Origin of the sequence: Limnohabitans sp. Jir72 (assembly GCF_003063575.1) — a bacterium.
Classification (GTDB): domain Bacteria; phylum Pseudomonadota; class Gammaproteobacteria; order Burkholderiales; family Burkholderiaceae_C; genus Limnohabitans_A.
In genome coordinates, this window is sequence record NZ_NESC01000007.1 from 149,890 (window position 1) to 172,478 (window position 22,589).

Below are 22,589 nucleotides of genomic sequence, written 5' to 3' on the forward strand. Positions count from 1 at the left end.
ACCACCTCAGTCAACTTCAAAGGGCACCAACAATGTATATCGGTCTGTTAACAAAGAACGCCAACGGAGACATTGCGAGCCACACTTGTCCTATTGATCAAGTGGCAATAGCCAACCACCAGCAAATTTTGTTTGCCGCAGCCGCCGACGATGAACTACTGGTTCAGCAAGCTCTGACTGCAGTGGCAAGCATGTGTGACGTGGCCCTACCGCCCCCTACACCAGGATTCCAGAATCAGCCAGGGGACTATTACGTCTATGGCTATTTCAACAATCTCAATGCCCCCACATGGAATGATTGTTTTTACATTGGCAAAGGCAAGGGGAACCGCTGGACAGCGCATGTCCGTGAGCGAAGTGAAGAGAACTTGCCGCAGGCCACATCTGCCAAAAATCGGCATATTGACGCATGGGTAGCTGCGCAAAGGGATGCGGCAACAGCCCCACTCACAGCACAAAAATTGATCGCTGCGGCCAAACAGCAGGGATTAGTGCGCAAGCTAGGCCAATGGTCTGGCCCCTTTGCTGAAGCCTGTGCCTTTGGAGCAGAACACTTTCTGATCAGGGGATCATTAGGGGTCTATGAACTGGCCAACAACACTGGCGGCAATAACCAAATCGGTAATCTTCGCATCCTTGTCCGCGACAAGGGCCTAGACATAAATACACCAAGTCATGCAACCGCATGGTGTCTCGCCGTCGATACCTTTGTATTTAATCCAGATGCAAAGATTCTTAACAACCGTATTCGGCCAAGCCTACATCTTCTTTCCTATCAGACATTGTTTGCGGGCCTTGATCACTCTTTAGCCCAAATAGGACTCTTTCCACAAGCTAGAAATTATTTTGATCCAAACAACTATCCTGATATGCCATCTCACGCCAGCGTTGAAGGAGCCTCCGACCCGTGCTTGTCCTATGTGACAAATGACCAACGTCCCTTCCGTGTGCAACTCAAACTCTCAAGATGTAAGGACGGTGCAGTTGTCAACGTGCGGCCGCGAGTTGACAGCGTCAGAGGGCGTCATGATTATTTTCAATATTTTCAAAACATCAACATACACGGCAGTCCACTGGTAAATTATTACGGTCAAAATTCGCCCATAAGAAATCCAGGAACACCATTTTTCAAACCATTCGCTCCAGATGGAAATGGAATCAACGACACCTTATTTCCATTGAATGCTGGACAAGGTGTAGTTACAGGATATGCAAACTGGATTCAAGGTGGTCATTTCAATCTGAATTTACGCGATGCATTGAATTTATTTCTCAACACATTTCACGTTATATAAGGAATCGTGATGATCTTGCAATTTTCTTCACTTATCTTGGTGCCAAATAATTTTGAGGTTCTACCAGATCAAACACCATGGGAACCACAAACACATCAATCACACGGCGGATTCAAGTGCAAATTGCATCACGGTTTAACCAGGCGTAAAACACATCAGAGAATGTCTTGAATCCGAGCCATTTTATAGGCCTATGATTCAGTCTGTTCTGGATCATAGTCAACTCCTCAAGCTTGTCCTATCTCACAAATGACCACCATCCGTTCGTGTGCAACTCAAACTCTCAAGGTACAAGGACCGTGCTGTTGTCAACGTACGTCCGCTACGTTAACAACGCACATGGCCTCGAAAAATATTTTAATATTAATTCAAAATTTATTCAATTTTCATGCAAATTGACGTCAAGGAGATTTTTTGAAATTAAATTTAAATTCAACACCAAAACCATTTTCAAAAAAATTAATTTCAAATGAGACGTCATCATGGAAGCCATTGATTTTTAAAAAAATTTCCGGAACAACTACCAGATTGGATTGGGAATTTCACGTCAAAATCAAATTTTTCAAGAGAAAAATTTTTCGAAAATCGAATTGTTTTCTATACAGAATCAGGTTTTGATGGGCAACCAATACGACTATTTGGCTCACCACATGCTGCTCATACGTTTATTTATACTGACTATGCTCGAAATAAAGAGCAAATACTTGCTGAGTTTTCACGGCCACGTGGCTATTTCAAAGGTTACAATAGCTTTGCAAGACTGCATTTGACTCAAGATCAAATTACCCCTCATCCATGGCAGGCGCATATTCAAGCAGACGAAATACCAAGGTATAGTTTCGCCGACCTGAAAAATCCATTTGGATTTTTAGAAATTCTTGAGCGCGAAATACACCTCAATGACGAACATGGTCCAAAGCGACTTGCTGTCCTTTTTCTTGGAGCTGATGCGGTAGCTACATATGACGCTTTATTTGGACAAACCAATTCATAAGCCCAATACGCCATCATAGTCCAAGACAATGGTTTCGGTGGCAACTACACGTCATTTGGTCAAGGTGGTTTATTGGAAAAATTGCTCAAAGAACTAATAAATTCCCAGAATGGTTATTAGGTGCCCAGAATTTTGAAAAATGGTCTGAATATCAAAAAATAGACGATGTAAACGGTGAGTCAGGTGGCGAGTGGGCCAGGTACACAAGAAAACTTTATCGCGGAGAAAAAAGTAATTTTAAATTCAATCAAGGAAAAATCATGTTGCAATTTCACCCACCAGAAAATTTAAAAAATATTTTCTCAATCCCATTAGACTTAACCTCATGGGAGCATTCAACTTATCACAATACAAATCAAGGCGATACTCCAACAAGAGAGCGTGCAACCTATAGTACAGTTAGCAATGCATTAAATTATTTACCAAATCAAAAAAATGACTTACCGGAATACGGATTATATATACTTGCATTCGAAATACCCGAACCTCATATTTATATAGGCATTTCAACCCAAGATGCAGCTGCGAATATTGCAGACAGAATAAAGCGCCATAGAGTTAAAGCAACAGGATCTCACGTAGGGAACACATCAGCTACTACAGGAGGAGTACATCATCCTGAAAATTGGAAAATATTTGCGTGTTCACGCTACGCACAAATGCTGAGATTAAATACACCGGATGATCTTTCCGATACACGAATACTGATAGCAGAAATATCAAGCGAAATACCTGGAATAGATCTAAACACCTATGAAAAATACATCATGAACAATCAAAATGGAGTTCTTGATGATATCTGCGATAAATTATGGCCAAAACGTAATTCCGATGTAATTATTATAAATAAAATCACCAAATATAATGGCTCAACCAAACTTCCAATATCATTATTCAATAACGAAGACTCCATAGCCAATACTGATGATTCAATTAATAATCAAAGTGGATTAGAAAATTGCAATACACAAAACCAAGATGACAGAAACTCTGAAACATCTGAAAGTCAGCCGAACAACACAATCACATCAAACAACAATAATAGATTATGCCAATGCTCATCCACCGATCAGTTAATTAATTTTGAAAAAATATTAATCAATTCCCTGGGTGATTTACCAAAAGAATTGAGCTGACTGGGTTCCGGACTCACATCAGAACAAGATTTGGCAATTGAAGCGAATATACGAGGTACATCCATATGCCTTCAATTAAAAATGGGTTGCACAGACGATCAATGTACATGCATTATAAATTTACGACCATGGCATTGGAAATTTGGCAACTCATATGCCACACGCAATCATCAACTCGTATTCAAAGATACCATTGTAAAAATATTTGGAATACACAATCTGAATAACATACACAATCCAGGTCAACGAATGTATTTCAAACCATTTCAGTCGAATCCAAATAGCGATGTGAAATTCAATGCACAAGATCCAAACACTCGTTCAGTTATCGGAAATTGTGCAGCACTGCCGAATGGTGGCCATCTAAATTTTAAAGATGCAATAGAATTAATACTCAATCATTTCTCAATATACCTATAAATTCAAATTCATTAAATCATCAAAAATTCACATCATGAACATAAAGAATTTCAGCACCAAACTGCCAATTGACACAAATCTATTATCTTTAATTGGCAGAATACTCATACTATGCAGATCGGAAATGCGAGAGGTCGCCTCATCAATTCCCGTTTATTTATTAAACAATATTGATTTTGCAAAAGAGATTGACTCACAACTCGAACAATCCTTCGAATTTAACGACAATCCTGAATCGGCACCAAGCACAGAATTTCTAGGATGCTATTGTGATGAGTGGCCTGTGTTTAACTTATCAGAAAATGAAAAAATATTCTTGTGTCCAGAAAGAATTTTTCATGCTGCAACACGATATTGCAATGGTGATTATCAAGGACTATTCATAAAAGTTCTTCTTCATGAGTATTCACATGCAGCCATGGCACTGAGTTTTTTCTGTGAATCTTCTGGAAAATATACATGGATCACTGAAAGTATGGCCAATGTAGGAGCACTCGAAGCGCTCTATACAGCAACGGAAAAAAAATTGATCGACCCAGAAACTTTCAAATCCTTATATAAATTTTGCACCATTCAGCCAGCTGCTTATCACTTAGGGGCTATTTTAAGCCAGTCTGATTTCATTAAAAAAAGCTGGGTCACTGCAAATGATATATGGAATGGGGATTTTGACAATAACAAAGTTTTCCCCTCCATACTCAATTACTTTGGCCACTCCGATCCATTAGGAAAAGCATATCCAAACAATAACTTCACCGATGCAATTATTCAAGACTATGAAGAATATTTTCTTATTTAAAAAAATAATTCAGGTATTTCTCACGGTCTCAGCACAGTGCCGATGGCATTGAGTTTCGCCTGCATCAACTCGACAATTTCCTCGAGTTCCATCAATCGACGCTCCATGTCAATGATGGCGTTTGTCGTTTCATCTTGAGAAACCGCACTCGGATCTTCAGACTCCTCGGGATCTTCGTCAGGTGAAGGCATGTCGGCAAGTCGTATAGGTGTGAAATATTCGTCATTCAAGCTTATTTCAATGAGGAGTTCACGATTGATCAATCGATGAGGGCGATTTCTTCGTTGATGAGTTTTTCTAATGATGATAATTCCAGCTTCCCGCAAAGTGCGTAAATGAGGTTGAATTTGTGCGCTGAGAGTTGCCGGCTCCGTTGCAGGAAAGTCGCGCCCCAAGAGCTGACGAACCATGCTGGGGGTAAACGCGTCACTATTTTTACAAATCAAATTAATCGCGATAGCAACTTGCTTCAGTGATGGAATCATAGCTGTCTCTCAAAAAATTAAATACTCTTAATTATATCTAGTGATTTAAGAAAAAATCTATTTTATTCAATAAAGCACAAAAATTTTTTATTTTTAAATTGACTTTTTACCGTTCAAACGGATGAATCGGATCAAATGTATGTGGATGTCATTTGCAAGTTTGGTGATGACACGTCCAAAGAATCATCGACACTCAGACTTGATCTGCCGGATCGCCCCATGAACGTGCTTATTCTCGATGGGCCAGAAGAAGTCATCGCCCACAGGGATTGGGCGGACAAGACAGAAGCAGCAACTTAACCGCGTTCCCGTTTGCCTCGCCTTGATAGTGTGGCAATCTCCAATTTGCGCGTAAGGGCAAGCGGGTGGCATGGCCTTATGCCACATTCAAGAAGCCCATTACCCCCTTAGATGCCCCCTTTTTGACACCCACCGCCAACTCCAGTTGACGCACAAGCGCCACAGCAGAATGGACTGCTTGCAATTTGCAACGGCGCCAAACCTGCTCAAAATCACCGGGGGTCAAACCACGCATTCGCGCAATTCGCGATTCCAGTGTGGCGTCGATATCATCAATACCAAGTTTTTCGCAGACTTTGACAAACATGCTCCAGGCAGCCTGTGGCTTCATGAAGTCAATTTTGATAGCCATATCAAAACGCCGCAATGAGGCTTCATCCAGATTTTCAAACAGATTGGTCGATGCGATGAAAATGCCATCAAAGCTTTCCATCTGGGTCAACATTTCATTGACTTGAGTGACCTCCCATTGATGCGAGGCCTTCTGACGCTCCTGCAAAAATGAATCCACCTCGTCCATCTGCAAAATGGCACAATGCTGCCTCGCCCGGCTGAAAGCTTGCGCAATGTTACGTTCCGTCTCACCCAGAAAAGGACTGATCAATTCCGAGACCTTGACGACCAGATGCTCCACATCCAGGCTCTGGGCCACCCACTGGCCAAAGGCCGTCTTGCCTGTTCCTGGTGGCCCATACAGGCACAAACGACCGCTGCCCGTGTCGTTCAGCGAGTTGCGCAAAAGCTCCAGATCGACATCGGTGTTGATCCATTCCGGCTTGAACTCTTCAATGCTGAAGCCCGTTTGCCCACGCAGATTGATCAAAGCGCTCCCTTGTGTTTTGAGTTTTCTGTTGATCAAATGAATGCTCATTGAATCACGCTCTGCCTGGCACACATTCATCACTTTGACCGTCTTGGCCGTTTGCTCAATCAATGCGGGAGAAATATCCATGTGCTTGGCAAGTTGAATGCGCACTTGCTGGGTGATGGCACCATCAAAAGCTTTGTCCAGCATCTTGAGTCGCTGTTCCTGGCTGGGCGTAGGCATTTCAAAGCACACCGTGAAACGGCGCAAATAAGCTTCATCAAAACCCGCAATCGTGTTGGAAATCCAGATGGTGGGAATCAGGTTACTCTCCAACATCTTGTTAATCCAAGATTTACGGGGCACTTTGGCCTCGTCGTCTTCACTCAAGGCAAACGGCCCTTGCTGAAGCACCTCGGCACACTCATCAAACATCAACAGCGTCGGCTGGTCTCGGAAAAATGCTTGGGCCATGCGGTAACTGCGCAAACGACGAATCGGCGTCACAGCCTCCCCCGCCAGGTTGTTCGGGCTGATTTCAATCAACTGCACATGCAATTGAGTTGCGAGCATGCGGGCATATTCGGTTTTGCCCGTTCCAGGCTTGCCATACACAAGGATATTGATGCCCTTGCTCCCTTCATGAATGGCCTGGGAAAGCACGGCGCGACAGATCTGCAAGTCAATGCGCACATGCTCGTAGTCCTTTGCCTGCAATGCAACCCCCGTCACAGGCTTGACAAATCCTTCCAGCAACAACCGGATGTCTTCTTGTGGCACCAGCATGCGAGCTGCAAACGAGTTGGTCAACAGATCAATCAATTGACGCAAGGCATAGCGACCATTCATGTCAATTGAAAGCAATCCAGTCGTGCACAGCTTGGCCTCACGTTTGAGTGCCATGGCAACCATTTCATGTTTTTGTCGCAGCATGGGCGCAAGGATTCGCTCAGCGGCATATCCCAACAGCTCGCTGCCAATGACTTCACACAAGGAATCCATGACAGATTCCGCATGAATCAATATACCCAAGCCGAGAAGATCACGCTCAAGCGTGCTCAGCCCAATCAGTGAAGTCAATGCATCGAGATTCTGATTGAGTGCATCAGGAAAATGGCAAGCCAGCCCATCACGACTTTCCCAGCGAAGCAAATGCTGCTCCAGCGTTTGCTGCACTTGACCCAAGGTATGAGCTTGCGCAAATTCATCCAGGTTGGGCATGCCCAAAAACTGCGAAAGCTTCACCAGATTGAAGCCGAATCGCCCCTTGAGCTTTCCAAGTGCGGGTGTCATCACCAAAACGCGCAAGCACACAATGCGCAGCCAAGCCGCATACGCTGGCTTGTGACAGGCAAGTTCTTGAATATCAACGCCAGGAAAAGTCTCATCCAGCACCAATTCGACCTCAGCCGCGCAAGCATCTTCGCCTCCGCCTGCGAACTCCTCCGCAGCCGACTTTTCAATCGCCTGATCAAGCAAGCGACTTTGCTGCAGCAATTGCGCCCAGCTGTCGTTGCGGTTGCTGCTCATCGAGCTGCCCCCCAACTCGTCAAATTTTTCTTCGAAACTCATGACCATCCCCATCACTGCTTAAAAAGTTTTATCAAGACATCCACACAAAAATGACCATCGAGATCATTTTTTAGGCTTCAAAAAATTGATACTCATCACAATCAAGTGAACATTTCTTGCATCCTGGTCAGTCTCCAGAGGCTGAGAGTCGGTCAAGACATATTTATGACCATCACTGATCAAGCTCCAGTAACACATACCGCCAGCGGCGTGAAATCCGCCTGCGTCCTCCGTACTGCAAATAGCGGGCGACGCATAGCCCGACCATTGTTGGGTCTGAATTTTTTCAGCGGACTCATTGTTGAAACGTCCGTAGGCAAGGCGAAGGTCCTTACCAAGCCCCTCAAAAACGTAATACCGAATGTTTGCACGGACAAAATCACCTGTCCCCGTGGAAAGATGAAGCAGGTACAAACCATCGTTACTGTGAATCCGGCCATTGAAGGCCCGGTCCGCACTGTCAATTTGAGCGTATTTGGTCTTCTTTTTTTGCACTGAAGATCGCTTATCCAAGTAGATGTCGTCACCTTGGGTCCAGACCTTCCAGTGGCGCGGATATTTGAGTTGAACGCCCAATGTTTGATCAGAAAAATCGAGCCAATCACGAGTCAGGTGACTGACCTTGTTTTGTGCGAAGCCCGTAGAACTCAGCACAGCAATCACAAGCCCCAAGGCCCATGTTTTGCTTTTAAGCTCTACAGTTTCCGTGATGCGCTGCCAGGCAGTTTTCTTGGTGTTTTTCATGGGGTAAGGCATGTGGATGTCGTACTGTGGTGAGACCTATAGATTACCCACTGTCGGAGAAGAATTTCATCACCCAAAACTCTTCAAAGATTTGATTCAGAAAGTCAAATTTCATGCCCCTTGCCCAGTAGACTGGGCCGACCATCAATGAAAACTTGAGCGTATCAATCAACCCAACGCCCCTGCAAATGCGTCTTGGGAAACCAAAGAATTCGCGTTGCAATTTTGAAACCTGTAGAAGCGATACAGGTTTAACAGAAGGTCGCACATGATTTTCAGCAATGACAATATTTGTCGCCTACATGCGGGATGATCATGTGAAGTAACAGAAGGGTGCTGTCATGAGAAACGATATGCAAAAGGTGATTGTCGAACGGGCGCGTGTCGCGCATCACCATGCGTGGACCACCACGCGCGATTTGAATATGAAACGCAACGCCTACCGCAAAGCGAAATTCTTCCATCTTGACGAATACGGGGATGTATGCGACGAATTCTCTGGAAAGAAATTGCCCATGCGCTCTCGACAGCTGGGCTACAAGCTGAAAATGTTCAATGAAAATTTGCGGCCTTTGTGGCGCTTTCTGCATTCCCGTGTTGGCCGCCACTGGAATGACGTCTACTCAGAAATCATGGCGCAGTTGAATCGCCAGTCGACCATCCAAAATCATGTACTTCAACACTTGCAGTGGGAGGTCATTCAACACACTATCCGTGCTGCCGATGGTCGCGTCTGGGAATGGGGTCCGAATCACAGCCCCTGTGATCATGAGGGGTGTTTTTACCTGGAGCCAGAAACAGGCCGACTCTGCGCAGGAAAAGTCAAACGTAAATGATTCATACAGTTTCTCAACATCATGAACATTGCAGAAAACACATGAGAAATAACCAACAGCAGAAGATTGGGATCACTACAGGATTCCGCGACATCGACCTGATGACCCAGGGCCTGTGCGTTGGCAACCTGCTCGTTTTGGCGGGTCGCCCCTGCATGAAACAAACCGTGTTTGCGATGAACATCGCAGAACATGTCGCTGTCTCAGAAAAATTACCAGTGGCCGTTTTTTTACTGGAAAAAGATGAAGGCCAGACGGCCTCCCGCATCGTCAACGACATTGGCCTGCAGGATCAGGTCGATCTGAACAACGAAACAAGCCATGACAAACAGGAACAAAGCCTCCATGGCCTTATCAAGCATTCAGGCCCGAATGACTTGCACTTACTGGAAACTCACGGCCTTTCAGTGAGCGCGTTGCGCGCCCATTTGCAGCAGCTATTACAGCAATGCGGACCTCTGGGACTCATCGTCTTGGACCGCCTTCAGTTGATGAGTAATACCCCCCCATTGAACGAAGCAGGCAACACCTCTGATTTGTGCTGCCTGACACAGGCCTTGAAGCTCGTGGCCATGGAATTCCAATGTCCCTTGCTGGTGCTTTCTGATCTGCCAGAAAGAATCGAAACACGCACATACAAGCGGCCCACAACGAAAGATTTACGTGCATGGGGCAACATTGACCAAATTGCCGATGTTATCTTTTTTATTTACCGCGACGACTGCTACAACAAGAATACCTTCAACCCAGGGATTATCGAAATCACTGTGATCAAGAAAGCCAGCGGCATTGCGGGAAAGGTGCGGTTTGCATTTGAACCAAGCCCGACCCAGCGCTTCTTGACACTTTCCTCAGAGACTGATGATTACTGAAAATGTCTTGATGCATGCTTGAGCGTTCGACTGAACAATCTGAACGCTGAAAACACCGCGGCGCTGAATCCCTCAAACCAGCAACTTGCAGTCACTTGTACATGGCCGCAGATTTTTTAAGATCGTCTTTCAGTCGCGCCACCAAATAGTCTGGTTTGATGACTTTCACATGGAATGCCATGCTGAGGAGCCAATGCACCAACTCCTCCGTGATGGGCATCACGACTTTCATGATGTAACTTCCGTCTTTCGAATTTTCAATGACAGGATTGGGTGCAAGAGGTGTCTCTTTGATCCACTGCGAGTCCGCATCAATTTTCAGTTCGATGTGCTCAGACTTGCCGTAGATGTCCAGTGGAAACACAGGATGTCCAATCCCTTTTTCAAGAAATTTCTCAAGGTTCCAGTTCTTGGGTGTCTCCAGCACACCCAAGACCTCTTTGGCCTCCAAAATTCGTTTCAACAGAAAGCGATCTGCTGTGCTTTTATTGGTTTTTTTACCAATCAAATACGTGCGAACGCCTTGTTGTACCAAGGCAAGCGGGCTGACCTGGCAATCTTCGATTTCATTCGAAGGAGAGTGAACAATCTTCAGTTGCAGACGCCGCTCCAAAAGCAAGGCTTGGTGCACCGTCTGCTTGATGGAGTCATCGACTTCAGGAGGACAAAAAGGCAGGACTGCGGGCACTACAGCAATTTTTTCAAGCCACTGACGCCCCAAGTCCTTGGAAGCACGCACACCAAATCCTGCATCCTTGGCAAGATCAATTGCAGAGTTTTTCGCTGCATCAAAAAACGGCTGCAAGGCTCGATGCGCTTGCTGCGTCAGCAAATCCGTACCGTACTTGCTCAACAAGCCGAAAGCCATCATCTGCTCTTGGCTCATGGGCATCAACAGCATGGGTGCTGTTGCCTTCATGCGGTAAAGGTGCTCTCGCTTATCCCCCTTCTTATCCAGGCTGTTTGGGTGAAGCTTTTCAATGGCGAGTAAATTGTTGCTGATCTTGCGACGCATGCTGGCCAATGTGGCGGAATTTCCCCAATGACCACGAAGCTTTTCAGCCATGTCATTCATGGTGACATGGGGTGCAGGCTCTCTTGGAATTTTCTTCAAGAGTTCGATTTGAAATTTACTCATGCCCATAGGAACTCCTCAGTCCAATTGATGAATGTTGCGAGCCTCTACACGACTCTGTATTTGTGTAAGGTTTGTGTGAGTCCTTGTCTGACAAGTTCCCGCAAGCCTGGCGGATGAATCACCTCGACGGCAGAACCCATGCATTGAATCCAATGCAATAAATCTTCAGTCAACAGCATGAAGGCATCTACGAAATTTTCGCCATTGATGGTCATGATGGTTTGTGCCTGACCCAGCGGACTCCTTGCGAGGACATCGAGCAATTCATCGTCAACACAGATGCGCACAAAAAACCTCTCTTGCAACAGTAAAGCCGTCATGTAATCTCTCCATTCTCAGGTTCATGATGAAGACAATTGCTTGCCTAGACTTCTTTTTCACAGGCATGCAAGCGTCTCGAAAAGTAGAGAATGAATTAAGATGAAGAATTTTTTTGTCGTCTAAAAATTTTAACATCAAGTTGACCATTCAGTCATATCTATATCTGCTGATGGACGATGTAAAAAGACATTTTTATTCTTCTATGACCTCGATACTGAAGCCTCTTAACAGGAGATTGATATGCGACAGTTCGAAGCAGACATCTACACAGACGGCGGCACACGCAGCTTTCGTGTGAAATTTGAAGCAGAAGATTATTTTGAGGCAGAACGGCGTTTGATTGCTCAGTATGGCGCAGGAAAATTTTCTTACCTGACGGAAGTGTACCGGTGATGTTCTGTCACCCGAGCATGGGGCAAACCTCATACTCGGGTGGCAACTCATCTACCGACACCAAACGACATGAGATTGGAACATGTGTGATATGGCCACTTTCAATGCGAACGACGTTTTGAGCGTGATGCAAATGCCTCAAGGCCGTGCCGGTGTCCAATTTTTGAATTGGAAAATCACGGCCAAGCCTTTGAAAAACCGCGTGATCACATCACCTGAAATCACTGCTGGGGCAGGCTTGTATGGACTTTGCTTTGACGATCAATTGATTTATGTCGGGAGCTACCTGGGCAACATCAAATCAGGGGCAAACTTTTCTGGCGATGTTGTCAGTGCACGTTGGTGGACTCATATTGGCGCCATCACGGCTCGCGGCAACTGCTTGCACATTGCACCGTCAAGCTTGAACGCTTTGCGCAAAAAATTGGGACTTGATCATGAGATGATTACAGGATTTCTCGCTGCATCGGATCCATCCTTACTTCACAAGGACAGCGGCAATCTGGGACCACTTCGGCGCCTGTTTTTTGGAGCACTGCATCACGATGTGTTTTTGCCTCATGACGCCGATCCTGTGGATGTACTTTCGCGTTTTACATTTATGTACGTCCGCTACGACAGCATGCCTAAGGAAATGAACACACAAAGCCTGAAGTCTCGTATCGAAGATGCAGAGAAAGCACTCATCAAAAAACTGGCACCCATTTGCAATACAAAACATGTTCCGCGTGGGCAACAAGCCATTGAAATACGCAGTTCAGATGTTGAATCCTTGTTGCGCATTGCCCTCGCAATGCCTGAAGGAGAGGCGTAATTGCAAATGGGCTGAGTCCACTTTGCCATAGAGAGTGTGAAACACCTCTCACTGAGCAGCAAGACGCGCCACCCCCATAACAAACGTCTCAGGCACAGCCGCCACCTTGCGGGTTTGCCTGTCGATGAAAACGATGCCGATCTTCCCACGAGCCACTTCGCGGGCCGTATCCAGACACTCCATGCGGTAGACCAAATCAAAGCCGTATTTGTTGTGGTCCTGCGGGATCATGCTCACCCGCATGGTTTCGCCATGAAAGCCTTCGGACTTGTATTGCGCGACCATGTCGCCCACCACAATGGGGTGCCCTTCCACATTGCCTTCGGTGTAGCCCAGCGATTTGAAAAACCGCACCCGCGCTTCGGACACCAAGGTCAGCAGCTGGGCATTGTCCAGGTGCCCACCCTGATTGACGTGGCTGATGTAGATCTGGATGTCGGTGGCAAAGATGAAATGGTCAGGAAGGGTGAACTGGATACGGGGCATGGGGTGACTGTGAATCAGGAATCAAAACCCCATTTTCACAGCTGGCGTCTACCCACAGACTCAAGCCTAAGTCGTGGCAAAAAAATCGAGCGCACATTGACGTGGTTACGCACTGGTATGTGCAGTTTTCAATCTTGCGAAGAAGCCAACTTGTCCGATGCGGCGGGCTGGTTGCGCAAATGCCTGTAAAGCACGCCACGCGACACCCCCAGTGTGCGGGCAGCTCGGGAAATGTTGCCATTGCAAGCGGCCAGGGTGCTGTCAATCAGTTGGTGGTGATGGTCACTCAGCCGAGCCTGGATGGGGTCATCATTCGCTGCCGGGTTGGGCGCAGCCGATTCGGTCTGAGGGTTTGCCGAGACAGGCTCAGCCAAAGCCTGTGTCGCTGCGGGTCCCTCTTTCAATACAGATGCAGCGGTGTACGTGAGTGCTTGCCCAAAATGGATACCGTCCCGAGCCAGCAAATTGGCCTGGCCCCAAACACCCAAGCCATTGGGCAAACGGATCGCCTGCAGACCCGAGCGACGGGTCATGGCCAATACCTCTGCCAGTTCCAGCCCCAGCAAGCTCGCCACATCGCGGCCCTCGGCAAAGGCGGGCACACCCAGCAAACGCGAGGCCACACCGTTGAGCCAGCCGACTTGTCCATCGGCCGTGATGCCCGCCAAGGCTTCCATGGGTGTGCCCAGCAGGGCAGGGCTGGCCTGAAAGCGCAGCACCACATGTTCATGCGATTGGGCCATCAGCAAGCGATTTTCAATGGAGGTGGCGTACATGCCCACCACCGAAGCGGCGTCAAAATTAAAACTGCGCCCTTCCACCGTGATGTCCAGCACAGCTGCCACATGGCCTTGAACGTTATGAATGGGGGCGGCAGCACATTCCAGCGCTTGCAGGCAGTTGAAATAATGTTCCGCCCCGGTCACGGTGCAGGCCTGGTGGGTGTGTTTGGTGATACCGGGCGCGGTCGTTCCCAGGCGCGATTCAGCCAGGTTGACGCCAACCCGGGTGGCTTTGCTCAGCAAAGCTTCGTGCGCGGCCAGGGGGTTGTGCGTCCCATGCACGATGACACCTTGGGCATCGGTCAACAACACACGGCACTCCATGCCCGACAAAGACGCCTCCATGGTCACCAGCTCTTGGCTGGCAGCGGCCAGCAACTCCTGGTTTCGGGCCAAGGTGGCGTGCATGCGGCTGCTGGAGACATGGTTGAACTCAAGCGCTTCAGATGTCTGGTGACGCCCAGAGGTACAGCGCATCCAAGATTGAATGACCGCCTCGCTCACCAAACCGGTGGGGCGCACGCCCTCTTCAAAAAATTGCTGACGCGCCATCGCAATCCGCTGGGCGCGCGTGCTGACAAAAAAGGGGGTGTAGTTGCTCCCGACATCAGATGCCGTCAACCCCGATGTACGGGTGAACATGTGCACTTGTCTCCAGGCCAAATCACGAATCAATGTCTGAGTTTGCATGGGTGTGAGACATTCAGCCAGCGGGAAACTACCAAGCCGGAAAAAAGGCTAGTTGTTGCTTCCGCGTCAGGGTGTTCCAGAACAGAACAATCCCGGACTAGGGAAATCCCGAGCGTGCAAAAAGGGCATTCAGGATCAATGATGCATGCACCTCGCACACCATGTGCCTGGCTTGTGAAGCGACATCCCATCAATAGGAGACAGTACATGACCCCCAATTACCGGCTCGTCGGCGGCTTGATTGCCGCTGCGATTTTTTCAGGTGCCCAAGCACAAGGGCTCGATGCCCTCAAGAACGATGCGGCCACCCCTGGTGACGTGCTGACCTATGGCATGGGCTACAACAACCAACGCTACAGCCCCCTCAAGCAGATCAACAACAAAAACGTGAACAAGCTGCAACCCCTGTGGGCTTACAGCTTGAACAACCCGCAAGGCCAAGAATCGCAGCCCATCGTGCACGACGGCATCATGTACGTCACCACGCACAACACCACCATTGCACTCAATCCGCTGACCGGCAAACAGCTGTGGAAACACGAGATTGAATTGCCTCAAGACGTCTTCAAGATGGCCTGCTGCGGTATCTTGAACCGTGGCGCGGCCATCCTGGATGGCAAGATTTACCGAACCACACTCGACGCCCATGTGATGGCCCTCGATGCCAAAACCGGCAAGCAACTGTGGAAGAGCAAAGCGGCTGACTACCAAGACGGTCAAGCCATGACGGCGGCCCCATTGATCGCCAATGGCGTGCTGATGACCGGCATTGCGGGTGGCGAATACGGCACGCGCGGCTTCATCGACGGTTGGGACCCAGCCACTGGCAAGAAACTCTGGCGCTTCTACACGACAGCCGCTGGCAATGAAAAAGGCGCAGACACTTGGCCTGGCGACACCGCCATGAAAGGCGGCGCACCCACTTGGTTGACCGGTGCCTACGACCCCGAGCTGGACTTGGTCTACTGGGGCACAGGCAACGGTGGCCCCTGGAACGCTGAAGCCCGCAAAGGTGACAACCTTTACATCGCCTCTGTCGTTGCGTTTCGACCCAAAACTGGTGAGATCGTCTGGCACTACCAGTTCACCCCGAACGACCCTTATGACTACGATGCCACCGAAGTGGGCATGCTGGTCGACATGAAGATCGAGGGCAAGACCCGCAAGGTGTTGGCCCAAGCCAACCGCAATGGTTTTTTCTATGTGCTCGACCGCGCCAATGGCAAACTGCTGGCGGCCAACCCCTACGTCAAGGTCAACTGGGCTGACAAGATCGACATGGCCACAGGCCGTCCCGTCGAATCTGAAGTCACCAAACGCATCCGTGCAGGCGGTGACGAAGAAGTCTTCCCATCGGTGCTGGGCGGCAAGAACTGGACCCCCATGTCCTGGAACCCTGCTACAGGCCTGGCGTATGCCAACACCCTCAACATCAGCTGGCCCTACCAGTTTGCCAAGCCTGAATACAAAAAGGGCGAGTGGTATCTGGGCGTGAACTTCCGTGGCGTGAACATGCCCAAAGATGCACCGCACGGTTACCTGAGCGCCATCGACCCCATGACCGGCAAGAGCAAATGGCAAATGGCCTGGCCCGGTCAGCCCAGCATGGCAGGCACCCTGTCCACAGGTGGTGGTTTGGTGTTCACCGGCGCGGCCACGGGTGAGTTCATGGCGGTCGATGCGACCAACGGCAAGAAGCTGTGGCAGTTCCAGACCAGCTCGGGCATCATCGGTCTGCCTGTGACTTGGGAGCACAAAGGCAAGCAATATGTGACCGTGCTGTCGGGCGCCGGTGGCGTGTGGGCCTTGTTGGGTGACGAACGCATGGCCAATGTGCCAGCGGGCGGCTCGGTCTGGACATTCGCCCTGAACTGATGATGATGAAACTCCAGTTTGTACTGGTGTGTGTGGCGGCCCTGAATGGGGCCGCCCATGCGCAAACGGCCCCCCGCTTCACCACGGCCGCCGTCGACCAAGGCCGCGAGCAGTTCCACCGTACCTGCGCCCAGTGCCATGGCCGCAACATGGTCAATGCGGGCACCACCACTTACGACTTGCGCAAGTTCCCGGTCGATCAACAAGACCGTTTTCTCAATTCCGTCACCAACGGCAAAGGCAATATGCCCTCCTTCAAGGACGCGCTGTCCACCGAGCAGATCAACCTGCTGTGGGCCTATGTTGGCTCTCGCGGCGGCAAGGAGCTGTGATGGTCACCCGACGTTTCATACGCTGGCAACAGTTGTGCCTGTTGCCGGTTCTCGGATTGGCGTGTTCCGCTGTCTTGGCCGCACCCCTGACTGTCTGTGTCAGCGAAGACAGCCCCCCGCAATCGAATGTGCACAAAGGCAAAGCCACTGGCTTTGACATCCGCCTGGCCCAAGCCGTGGCCGATGCCAGTGGCCGCGAGCTGAAAATCGTGCCCTTCGAAACCGAATTCGAAAAAGAATCCACCCTGTCGCAAGAAGTCAACGCCTTGCTGTCTTCGGGCCAGTGCGAACTGGTCAGCGGTTTCCCTCTGCTCAAAGCCGACCTGGGCCCCGCCACGCGCCCCAATGCGCGCGTGCCCGACCACCCTGGTGCCAAGCGCAAACGTGATCGCGCGTTCATCACACTCGGTGAATTGGTGGCCAGCGCCCCTTACCAGAGCAGCACACTGGGCGTGGTCCAAGCCCCCGGGCAACCACCCATCAACACACTGATGGACCTGCAAGAGCGCAAACCGGGGGCTGTGACCGGCACACTGGCAGGCACCCTGATCAGCGTGTACCGGCAAGGCATTCTGCGCAAGCAGATGGTCACCTTGTCCCAACGTGAAAACGCATGGACGGCTTTGGAGAGCGGCCGTGTTGACAGCCTCTTGATGCCCACTGCGGCCTACGATGCGTACAAACTCCAGCATGCCGACACGCCCTTGGTGCTGGCCGCCTTGCGTCGCCCGATCGGTCTTAATTTGGGATTCGTGACCTTGTCATCGGCCCCCAAAGAACTGCTGGAAGTCACCAACCAAGTCATCGCCCAAGCCATGGCCGATGGCCGCATGCAGCAATGGGCCAAGCAAGAAGGTCTGAGCTGGTCAGCCCCTGCTGCGCCCGCCATCTCCGACGGCCCCAGTTTGCAAAGCCTGACCACAGACTGAAAGGTCTGAGCCCTTCGTCACCCGCCCCGGCAGGCTGGCCTGCCGGACATGTGCATCAGACCAAGGGCACTGTCAGTTGCCGAATCACCGCAGCGGTGTCTGGGCGCACACCCCGCCACCACTCAAAGGCTTCGGCCGCTTGCTCGGCCAACATGCCCACACCATCGGCCAAGCGCGTAACACCTGCTTCTTGTGCCAGTTTCAGGAAAGGCGTCAGGCCTTTGCCGTAGGCCAGTTCGTAGGCCAGACACCCTGGCGCAAAGGCCGATGCGCCCAATGGCGGCAATTGCGCTGTCAGGCTGGCCGATGTGGCGTTGAACACCACATCAAACGACCGTGCCCGCAGATCGGCGTAACCCACCCCGTGCACAGGCACAGCGCCGCTTTGATGCTTGCAGGCCAATTGAGCCAACTCCTCGGCCTTGGCCACCGTTCGGTTAACGATGACCACCTCGGCAGGCCCCTGGGCCAGAATGGGCAACAAGGCACCACGCGTGGCCCCGCCTGCACCCAAAATCAAAACCCTGCGGCCCTGAAGCGGACATTGCAGGTTGTGCACCACATCGCGCACCAAACCCAGGCCATCGAAGTTTTCAGCGTAGACCTTGTCCCCCTCAAACTTCATCGCGTTCACCGCCCCAGCCATCTGCGCACTGGGTGCCAGATCGGTCGCATAAGCAAAAGCGTCCAGCTTGAAAGGTGCCGTCACATTCATGCCCAGGCCACCGGCTGCCCGAAACGCATCTACCGTCTGTGCAAACTCACCCAAGGGGCTGAGCACCTTGGTGTAATCCAAGTCCTGCCCAGTCACCTGGGCAAAAGCGGTGTGGATGAGCGGCGATTTGCTCTGCTCGATGGGGTTGCCGATCACGGCGTAATGGTCTGTCATGAGGAAATTCCAACGGTCAAGTTGCTCATCTTATCGCTGAGAGCGATGCAAACAGCTGACACATGATCGCAATTTTTCTGGGCCGCATCATGCTTGTCAGCGCGCTGACACCCTGGTGTCAGCGCCGCAGCGCCATATGCTCTAGATTGCGTCCTTCCCTTCAGGAGACACCACATGAACATCATCCACACGCTCGGGCGCAGTCTGTTGGCACTGGCCCTGTGCATGGGCTTGAGCGCAACAGCACAAGAAACCCCGCAAAGCGGCAGCTGGATCGTCAAGGACTTCAAGTTCCACACCGGCGAGGTGCTGCCCGAGTTGCGTTTGAACTACACCACGCTGGGTGATCCCAAAAACGAAGCCGTGCTGATCTTGCACGGCACCACTGGCTCTGGCGCAGGCATGCTGGGTGCCAATTTTGGCGGTGAGTTGTTTGGCCCGGGCCAGATTCTGGATGCCAAACGCTACTTCGTGATCCTTCCGGACGCCATTGGCACGGGCAAATCCAGCAAGCCCTCTGACGGTCTGCGTGCCAAGTTCCCGGCTTACAACTACACCGACATGGTCTCGGCCCAACACCGCTTGGTCAAGGAACATTTAGGCATCCGCCATTTGCGCCTGGTGCTGGGCAACTCCATGGGCGGCATGCAGACCTGGATGTGGGCCATGAACTACCCCGACATGATGGACATTGCGGTGCCGATGGCCTCCCTGCCCTCGGCCATGTCGGGCCGCAACTGGATGCTGCGCCGCATGCTGACCGAGTCGATCCGCAAAGATCCGCTGTGGATGGGCGGCAACTACAAAGAGCAGCCACCGAGCTGGCAATTCGCTTCGGTGTTCTATTCGACCGCCACCAGCGGCGGCAACCAAGGCCTGCAAAAAATAGCGCCCAGCAGCGACAAGGGCGATGCCCTGCTCAAGCAACGCCTAACACCGCCTTTGGCAGGCGATGCCAACGACCACCTCTTGCAGTGGGAATCGTCCAAAGACTACGACCCCTCAGCGGGGCTGGAAAAAATCAAGGCCGCCGTCTTGGTGATCAACTCGGCCGATGACGAACGCAACCCGCCCGAGCTGGGTGTCCTGGAAAAAGCTTTGCCACGCATCCAAAATGCCAAGACCCTGATCATTCCTGGCAGCCCGGAGACCTTCGGGCACGGCACCACCGGCAACGCACGCTTTTGGAAAAAAGAAGTGGGTGAACTGCTCCAAACGGCCCCTCGACTCACACGCTGAGTCGAGGGTCAAAGCGCATCTCAATGCCGCCCAACCAAGCGGCTCACAAAATAGCCCAACACCGCAACACCCGCTGCAGCCAGGCTGAAGGAGTAAGGCAGCCATTGGCGGTCTACGCTTTCAGCCACCAGCAAAACCCCGCTGGACTGACCAAAGAACAACAAACAGGCAAACAAGGTCACAGCCGTGCCGCGTGAGGTGGGTGCCATTTGTGTGGCCTGGGTCTGCAGCGTGTTGTGCAGCATGTAAAAACCGAAGCCTGTGGCAAAACAGCTCAGCATGCCCAGCACAGGCTCGTGCGACCAAGCCAGCACCAACAAGCCCAGCACGATGCACGACGCACCGGTGCGGACCAGCCCTCGCTCGCCCCCGAGCCAGCCCAACCAGCGGCGCGCCAACTGGCTGTAGAGCAAGCCGCCCACACCGTAGAGCATCATCACCGAGCCTGCAAACACCACGCTCATGTCGAACTGCTGGTGCAAGTGGGTCGGAATGAAGGCCATGGAGCCAAATACCAAAGCGCCTTCGATGGCTGTCACGGTGAGCACTTGGCGCACACGCCGGATGCGCAGCATTTGGAAGGAGTTGGAAAAATAAGCCGCAAAGCTGGAGGTCTCTTGCGCCGTCTGGCCCTTGGGCATGCTGCGCAACTTGCGCCACAACATCAAGGCCGCCACCGAAAACAAAGCCGACACCACCGCAAAAGCAGCACGCCAGCCCAGATGTTCAGCCGCAAAACCACCAAACCACAAGCCGACCATCATGCCGCTGACGGTGTAGCCCATCAGCTTGGCCAGGGTTTCCTGACGCCGGTCATAGGCCACCTGATCGCCAATCCACGCCATGGACAAGGGGATGATGCCCGCCGCTGCGGCCCCCATGAAAGCGCGCATCACCACCAACAGCCTGAGGTCTGACGACAAGCTGGTGATGGCGCTGAACACCGCACAAGCCAGCGCCGCCAAAGAGATCACGCGCAACTTGCCAAAGCGATCTCCCAGCGGGCCGTAAAACAATTGCAGCACACCATAAGCCACGGCAAAAGCCGAGACCACCAGCGAAGCCTCCCCTGTGGTCACATGGAACTCCTGCCCCAACACCACCAGCATCGGGTCACACATGCGCATGGAGGCCATGCTGGCAAAGCCCGCCAGGCCCATCACGCGCAAGCTGTTGCGTTCAGCAATCGTTGTGGTGCTCATCAATTGCCCAGCAATTGCTGCTCCAAATCGTGCAGCACCTCGTAGCAAGGCAACACTTGGGCAATTGAGCTGTTGGGCTCGCGGCCTTCCTGGATCGCGGCGAAGAATTCGCGGTCTTGCAGTTCGATGCCGTTCATGGACACCGCCACTTTGGACACGTCAATCTGCTGTTCCTTGCCCGTGAACAGGTCGTCATAACGGGCCAAGTAGGTGCCGGTGTCGCCGATGTAGCGGAAGTAGGTGCCCAGAGGGCCGTCGTTGTTGAAGCTGAGCGACAAAGTGCAGATCGCACCGTTGGCGGCTTGGAGCTGGATGCTCATATCCATGGCGATGCCCAGCGCGGGGTGGATCGGCCCTTGCACCGCATTGGCTTTGACGATGGGGCTGCCGCACTGGTAGGCGAACAGGTCCACGGTGTGGGCGGCGTGGTGCCACAGCAGGTGGTCGGTCCAGCTGCGTGCCTGGCCCAGCGCGTTCATATTGGTGCGGCGGAAGAAGTAGGTCTGCACATCCATCTGCTGGATGTTGAACTCACCGGCCTTGATCTTGTTGTTCACCCACTGGTGGCTGGGGTTGAAACGGCGGGTGTGGCCCACCATGGCCACCAAGCCCGTTTCCTTCTGCACCCGCAGGACTTCCTGGCCTTCTTTGTACACATCGCACAGCGGAATTTCCACCTGAACGTGCTTGCCTGCTTTCAGACAAGCCAGGGTTTGGCTGGCGTGCATCTGGGTGGGTGTGCACAAGATGACGGCGTCGACTTCTTTCAAAGCCAAAGACTCGTTCAGGTCGGTGGTCACGTGACCGATGCCGTATTGGGCCGCGGTAACTTTGGTTTTTTCGAGGTCACGGCTGATCAGCGAGACGACTTCGACGCCGTCGATGTTTTGGATGCCGTCCAAGTGTTTGATGCCGAAGGCGCCAGCGCCCGCCAGGGCGACTTTGATGGTTTTGCTCATGTTGTTCTCCAAAAGGTTGAATAGATTGTGATGTCAAACCGAGGGCGTTTGGCCAAGTGCCTCGGTACACCCACCATCGCCCACGGGGTGGGCTCCTACAGGGAGCCGCCCTGTCTTTGCACAAACCCACCCCATAGGCGATGGCGGGCGTTGCTCCGACTTTGTACAAACCCACCCCATAGGCGATGGCGGGCATTGCTCCGACTTTGTACAAAACCACCCCATAGGCGATGGCGGGCGTTGCTCCGTCTTTGTACAAACCCACCCCATAGGCTATGGCGG

22 protein-coding genes are annotated in these 22,589 nt (G+C 51.3%); 12 read left to right on the forward strand and 10 right to left on the reverse strand.

Annotated elements, in window-relative coordinates; translation table 11 throughout:
• Window positions 1-32 precede the first annotated feature (32 nt).
• From B9Z52_RS17650 to B9Z52_RS17665, 4 genes are all read left to right on the forward strand, one after another.
• Complete coding sequence (locus tag B9Z52_RS17650; protein ID WP_146182842.1) at window positions 33-1,295, forward strand: hypothetical protein; 1,263 nt, start codon at window positions 33-35, stop codon at window positions 1,293-1,295.
• Between the two features lie 766 nt (window positions 1,296-2,061).
• Entirely contained in the window at window positions 2,062-2,289 is a 228-nt protein-coding gene (locus tag B9Z52_RS17655) for a hypothetical protein (protein ID WP_146182843.1), read from the forward strand.
• A gap of 260 nt (window positions 2,290-2,549) precedes the next feature.
• On the forward strand, window positions 2,550-3,425 hold the full coding sequence (locus B9Z52_RS17660) for a hypothetical protein (protein ID WP_146182844.1): 876 nt from the start codon (window positions 2,550-2,552) through the stop codon (window positions 3,423-3,425).
• Window positions 3,426-3,879: 454 nt separating this feature from the next.
• Window positions 3,880-4,644, forward strand: a complete 765-nt coding sequence (locus tag B9Z52_RS17665) for a hypothetical protein (RefSeq protein ID WP_146182845.1) — start codon at window positions 3,880-3,882, stop codon at window positions 4,642-4,644.
• Window positions 4,645-4,664: 20 nt separating this feature from the next.
• Here the strand turns inward: B9Z52_RS17665 and B9Z52_RS11460 are convergent, their stop codons facing one another.
• The 3 genes from B9Z52_RS11460 to B9Z52_RS11470 all read right to left on the reverse strand — a co-directional run bounded on the left by B9Z52_RS11460 (window position 4,665) and on the right by B9Z52_RS11470 (window position 8,550).
• On the reverse strand, window positions 4,665-5,129 hold the full coding sequence (locus B9Z52_RS11460) for a hypothetical protein (RefSeq protein ID WP_108413984.1): 465 nt from the start codon (window positions 5,127-5,129) through the stop codon (window positions 4,665-4,667).
• Window positions 5,130-5,505: 376 nt separating this feature from the next.
• Window positions 5,506-7,806, reverse strand: a complete 2,301-nt coding sequence (locus tag B9Z52_RS11465; protein ID WP_158270551.1) for an ATP-binding protein — start codon at window positions 7,804-7,806, stop codon at window positions 5,506-5,508.
• Window positions 7,807-7,869: 63 nt separating this feature from the next.
• Entirely contained in the window at window positions 7,870-8,550 is a 681-nt protein-coding gene (locus tag B9Z52_RS11470; protein WP_146182846.1) for a hypothetical protein, read from the reverse strand.
• 353 nt (window positions 8,551-8,903) lie between these two features.
• Between B9Z52_RS11470 and B9Z52_RS17670 the strand changes: the two genes are divergently transcribed.
• Window positions 8,904-9,386: a hypothetical protein gene (locus tag B9Z52_RS17670; protein ID WP_158270552.1), complete on the forward strand. Its 483-nt coding sequence runs from the start codon at window positions 8,904-8,906 to the stop codon at window positions 9,384-9,386.
• Between the two features lie 41 nt (window positions 9,387-9,427).
• Window positions 9,428-10,258, forward strand: a complete 831-nt coding sequence (locus B9Z52_RS11480) for a DnaB-like helicase C-terminal domain-containing protein (protein WP_158270553.1) — start codon at window positions 9,428-9,430, stop codon at window positions 10,256-10,258.
• Between the two features lie 91 nt (window positions 10,259-10,349).
• On the opposite strand, the gene B9Z52_RS11485 is transcribed toward B9Z52_RS11480, so the two are convergent.
• Together B9Z52_RS11485 and B9Z52_RS11490 are read right to left on the reverse strand one after the other, a co-directional pair.
• On the reverse strand, window positions 10,350-11,396 hold the full coding sequence (locus B9Z52_RS11485) for a YafY family protein (RefSeq protein WP_158270554.1): 1,047 nt from the start codon (window positions 11,394-11,396) through the stop codon (window positions 10,350-10,352).
• Window positions 11,397-11,440: 44 nt separating this feature from the next.
• Window positions 11,441-11,716 carry a hypothetical protein gene (locus B9Z52_RS11490; protein WP_108413990.1) on the reverse strand — a complete coding sequence of 92 codons (276 nt, stop codon included), beginning with the start codon at window positions 11,714-11,716 and terminating at the stop codon, window positions 11,441-11,443.
• 241 nt (window positions 11,717-11,957) lie between these two features.
• Between B9Z52_RS11490 and B9Z52_RS17885 the strand changes: the two genes are divergently transcribed.
• Window positions 11,958-12,110, forward strand: a complete 153-nt coding sequence (locus B9Z52_RS17885) for a hypothetical protein (RefSeq protein ID WP_158270555.1) — start codon at window positions 11,958-11,960, stop codon at window positions 12,108-12,110.
• 91 nt (window positions 12,111-12,201) lie between these two features.
• Window positions 12,202-12,924 carry a hypothetical protein gene (locus B9Z52_RS11495; protein WP_108413991.1) on the forward strand — a complete coding sequence of 241 codons (723 nt, stop codon included), beginning with the start codon at window positions 12,202-12,204 and terminating at the stop codon, window positions 12,922-12,924.
• A gap of 48 nt (window positions 12,925-12,972) precedes the next feature.
• On the opposite strand, the gene B9Z52_RS11500 is transcribed toward B9Z52_RS11495, so the two are convergent.
• Together B9Z52_RS11500 and B9Z52_RS11505 are read right to left on the reverse strand one after the other, a co-directional pair.
• On the reverse strand, window positions 12,973-13,410 hold the full coding sequence (locus B9Z52_RS11500; RefSeq protein ID WP_108413992.1) for a thioesterase family protein: 438 nt from the start codon (window positions 13,408-13,410) through the stop codon (window positions 12,973-12,975).
• Between the two features lie 128 nt (window positions 13,411-13,538).
• On the reverse strand, window positions 13,539-14,834 hold the full coding sequence (locus B9Z52_RS11505; RefSeq protein ID WP_108414106.1) for a helix-turn-helix domain-containing protein: 1,296 nt from the start codon (window positions 14,832-14,834) through the stop codon (window positions 13,539-13,541).
• Window positions 14,835-15,089: 255 nt separating this feature from the next.
• Here B9Z52_RS11505 and B9Z52_RS11510 point away from each other — a divergent pair, with 255 nt between their 5' ends.
• Genes B9Z52_RS11510 through B9Z52_RS11520 form a run of 3 tightly spaced genes read left to right on the forward strand, consistent with a single transcriptional unit; the run spans window position 15,090 to window position 18,018 of the window.
• Entirely contained in the window at window positions 15,090-16,757 is a 1,668-nt protein-coding gene (locus tag B9Z52_RS11510) for a PQQ-dependent dehydrogenase, methanol/ethanol family (RefSeq protein WP_108413993.1), read from the forward strand.
• A gap of 5 nt (window positions 16,758-16,762) precedes the next feature.
• Window positions 16,763-17,089, forward strand: a complete 327-nt coding sequence (locus B9Z52_RS11515) for a c-type cytochrome (RefSeq protein ID WP_199222087.1) — start codon at window positions 16,763-16,765, stop codon at window positions 17,087-17,089.
• Complete coding sequence (locus B9Z52_RS11520) at window positions 17,089-18,018, forward strand: ABC transporter substrate-binding protein (protein ID WP_108413995.1); 930 nt, start codon at window positions 17,089-17,091, stop codon at window positions 18,016-18,018. Before B9Z52_RS11515 ends, B9Z52_RS11520 begins: the two co-directional genes overlap by 1 nt.
• 55 nt (window positions 18,019-18,073) lie before the next feature.
• Here the strand turns inward: B9Z52_RS11520 and aroE are convergent, their stop codons facing one another.
• Window positions 18,074-18,907: a shikimate dehydrogenase gene (gene aroE / locus B9Z52_RS11525; RefSeq protein ID WP_108413996.1), complete on the reverse strand. Its 834-nt coding sequence runs from the start codon at window positions 18,905-18,907 to the stop codon at window positions 18,074-18,076.
• A gap of 174 nt (window positions 18,908-19,081) precedes the next feature.
• Here aroE and B9Z52_RS11530 point away from each other — a divergent pair, with 174 nt between their 5' ends.
• Window positions 19,082-20,146 carry an alpha/beta fold hydrolase gene (locus tag B9Z52_RS11530; RefSeq protein ID WP_108413997.1) on the forward strand — a complete coding sequence of 355 codons (1,065 nt, stop codon included), beginning with the start codon at window positions 19,082-19,084 and terminating at the stop codon, window positions 20,144-20,146.
• 20 nt (window positions 20,147-20,166) lie between these two features.
• Here B9Z52_RS11530 and B9Z52_RS11535 read toward each other — a convergent pair whose 3' ends face one another.
• Together B9Z52_RS11535 and B9Z52_RS11540 are read right to left on the reverse strand one after the other, a co-directional pair.
• Entirely contained in the window at window positions 20,167-21,348 is a 1,182-nt protein-coding gene (locus tag B9Z52_RS11535; protein ID WP_108413998.1) for an MFS transporter, read from the reverse strand.
• Window positions 21,348-22,307, reverse strand: a complete 960-nt coding sequence (locus B9Z52_RS11540) for a Gfo/Idh/MocA family oxidoreductase (RefSeq protein ID WP_108414107.1) — start codon at window positions 22,305-22,307, stop codon at window positions 21,348-21,350. Before B9Z52_RS11540 ends, B9Z52_RS11535 begins: the two co-directional genes overlap by 1 nt.
• Window positions 22,308-22,589: the final 282 nt, after the last annotated feature.

Coding starts and splice junctions, on each gene's coding strand:
- B9Z52_RS17650 (WP_146182842.1), top strand. CDS start 33: ATGTATATCGGTCTGTTAACAAAGAACGCCAACGGAGACATTGCGAGC.
- B9Z52_RS17660 (WP_146182844.1), top strand. CDS start 2,550: ATGTTGCAATTTCACCCACCAGAAAATTTAAAAAATATTTTCTCAATC.
- B9Z52_RS17665 (WP_146182845.1), top strand. CDS start 3,880: ATGAACATAAAGAATTTCAGCACCAAACTGCCAATTGACACAAATCTA.
- B9Z52_RS11460 (WP_108413984.1), bottom strand. CDS start 5,129: ATGATTCCATCACTGAAGCAAGTTGCTATCGCGATTAATTTGATTTGT.
- B9Z52_RS11465 (WP_158270551.1), bottom strand. CDS start 7,806: ATGAGTTTCGAAGAAAAATTTGACGAGTTGGGGGGCAGCTCGATGAGC.
- B9Z52_RS11470 (WP_146182846.1), bottom strand. CDS start 8,550: ATGAAAAACACCAAGAAAACTGCCTGGCAGCGCATCACGGAAACTGTA.
- B9Z52_RS17670 (WP_158270552.1), top strand. CDS start 8,904: ATGCAAAAGGTGATTGTCGAACGGGCGCGTGTCGCGCATCACCATGCG.
- B9Z52_RS11480 (WP_158270553.1), top strand. CDS start 9,428: ATGAGAAATAACCAACAGCAGAAGATTGGGATCACTACAGGATTCCGC.
- B9Z52_RS11485 (WP_158270554.1), bottom strand. CDS start 11,396: ATGAGTAAATTTCAAATCGAACTCTTGAAGAAAATTCCAAGAGAGCCT.
- B9Z52_RS11490 (WP_108413990.1), bottom strand. CDS start 11,716: ATGACGGCTTTACTGTTGCAAGAGAGGTTTTTTGTGCGCATCTGTGTT.
- B9Z52_RS17885 (WP_158270555.1), top strand. CDS start 11,958: ATGCGACAGTTCGAAGCAGACATCTACACAGACGGCGGCACACGCAGC.
- B9Z52_RS11495 (WP_108413991.1), top strand. CDS start 12,202: ATGGCCACTTTCAATGCGAACGACGTTTTGAGCGTGATGCAAATGCCT.
- B9Z52_RS11500 (WP_108413992.1), bottom strand. CDS start 13,410: ATGCCCCGTATCCAGTTCACCCTTCCTGACCATTTCATCTTTGCCACC.
- B9Z52_RS11505 (WP_108414106.1), bottom strand. CDS start 14,834: ATGTTCACCCGTACATCGGGGTTGACGGCATCTGATGTCGGGAGCAAC.
- B9Z52_RS11510 (WP_108413993.1), top strand. CDS start 15,090: ATGACCCCCAATTACCGGCTCGTCGGCGGCTTGATTGCCGCTGCGATT.
- B9Z52_RS11515 (WP_199222087.1), top strand. CDS start 16,763: ATGAAACTCCAGTTTGTACTGGTGTGTGTGGCGGCCCTGAATGGGGCC.
- B9Z52_RS11520 (WP_108413995.1), top strand. CDS start 17,089: ATGGTCACCCGACGTTTCATACGCTGGCAACAGTTGTGCCTGTTGCCG.
- aroE (WP_108413996.1), bottom strand. CDS start 18,907: ATGACAGACCATTACGCCGTGATCGGCAACCCCATCGAGCAGAGCAAA.
- B9Z52_RS11530 (WP_108413997.1), top strand. CDS start 19,082: ATGAACATCATCCACACGCTCGGGCGCAGTCTGTTGGCACTGGCCCTG.
- B9Z52_RS11535 (WP_108413998.1), bottom strand. CDS start 21,348: ATGAGCACCACAACGATTGCTGAACGCAACAGCTTGCGCGTGATGGGC.
- B9Z52_RS11540 (WP_108414107.1), bottom strand. CDS start 22,307: ATGAGCAAAACCATCAAAGTCGCCCTGGCGGGCGCTGGCGCCTTCGGC.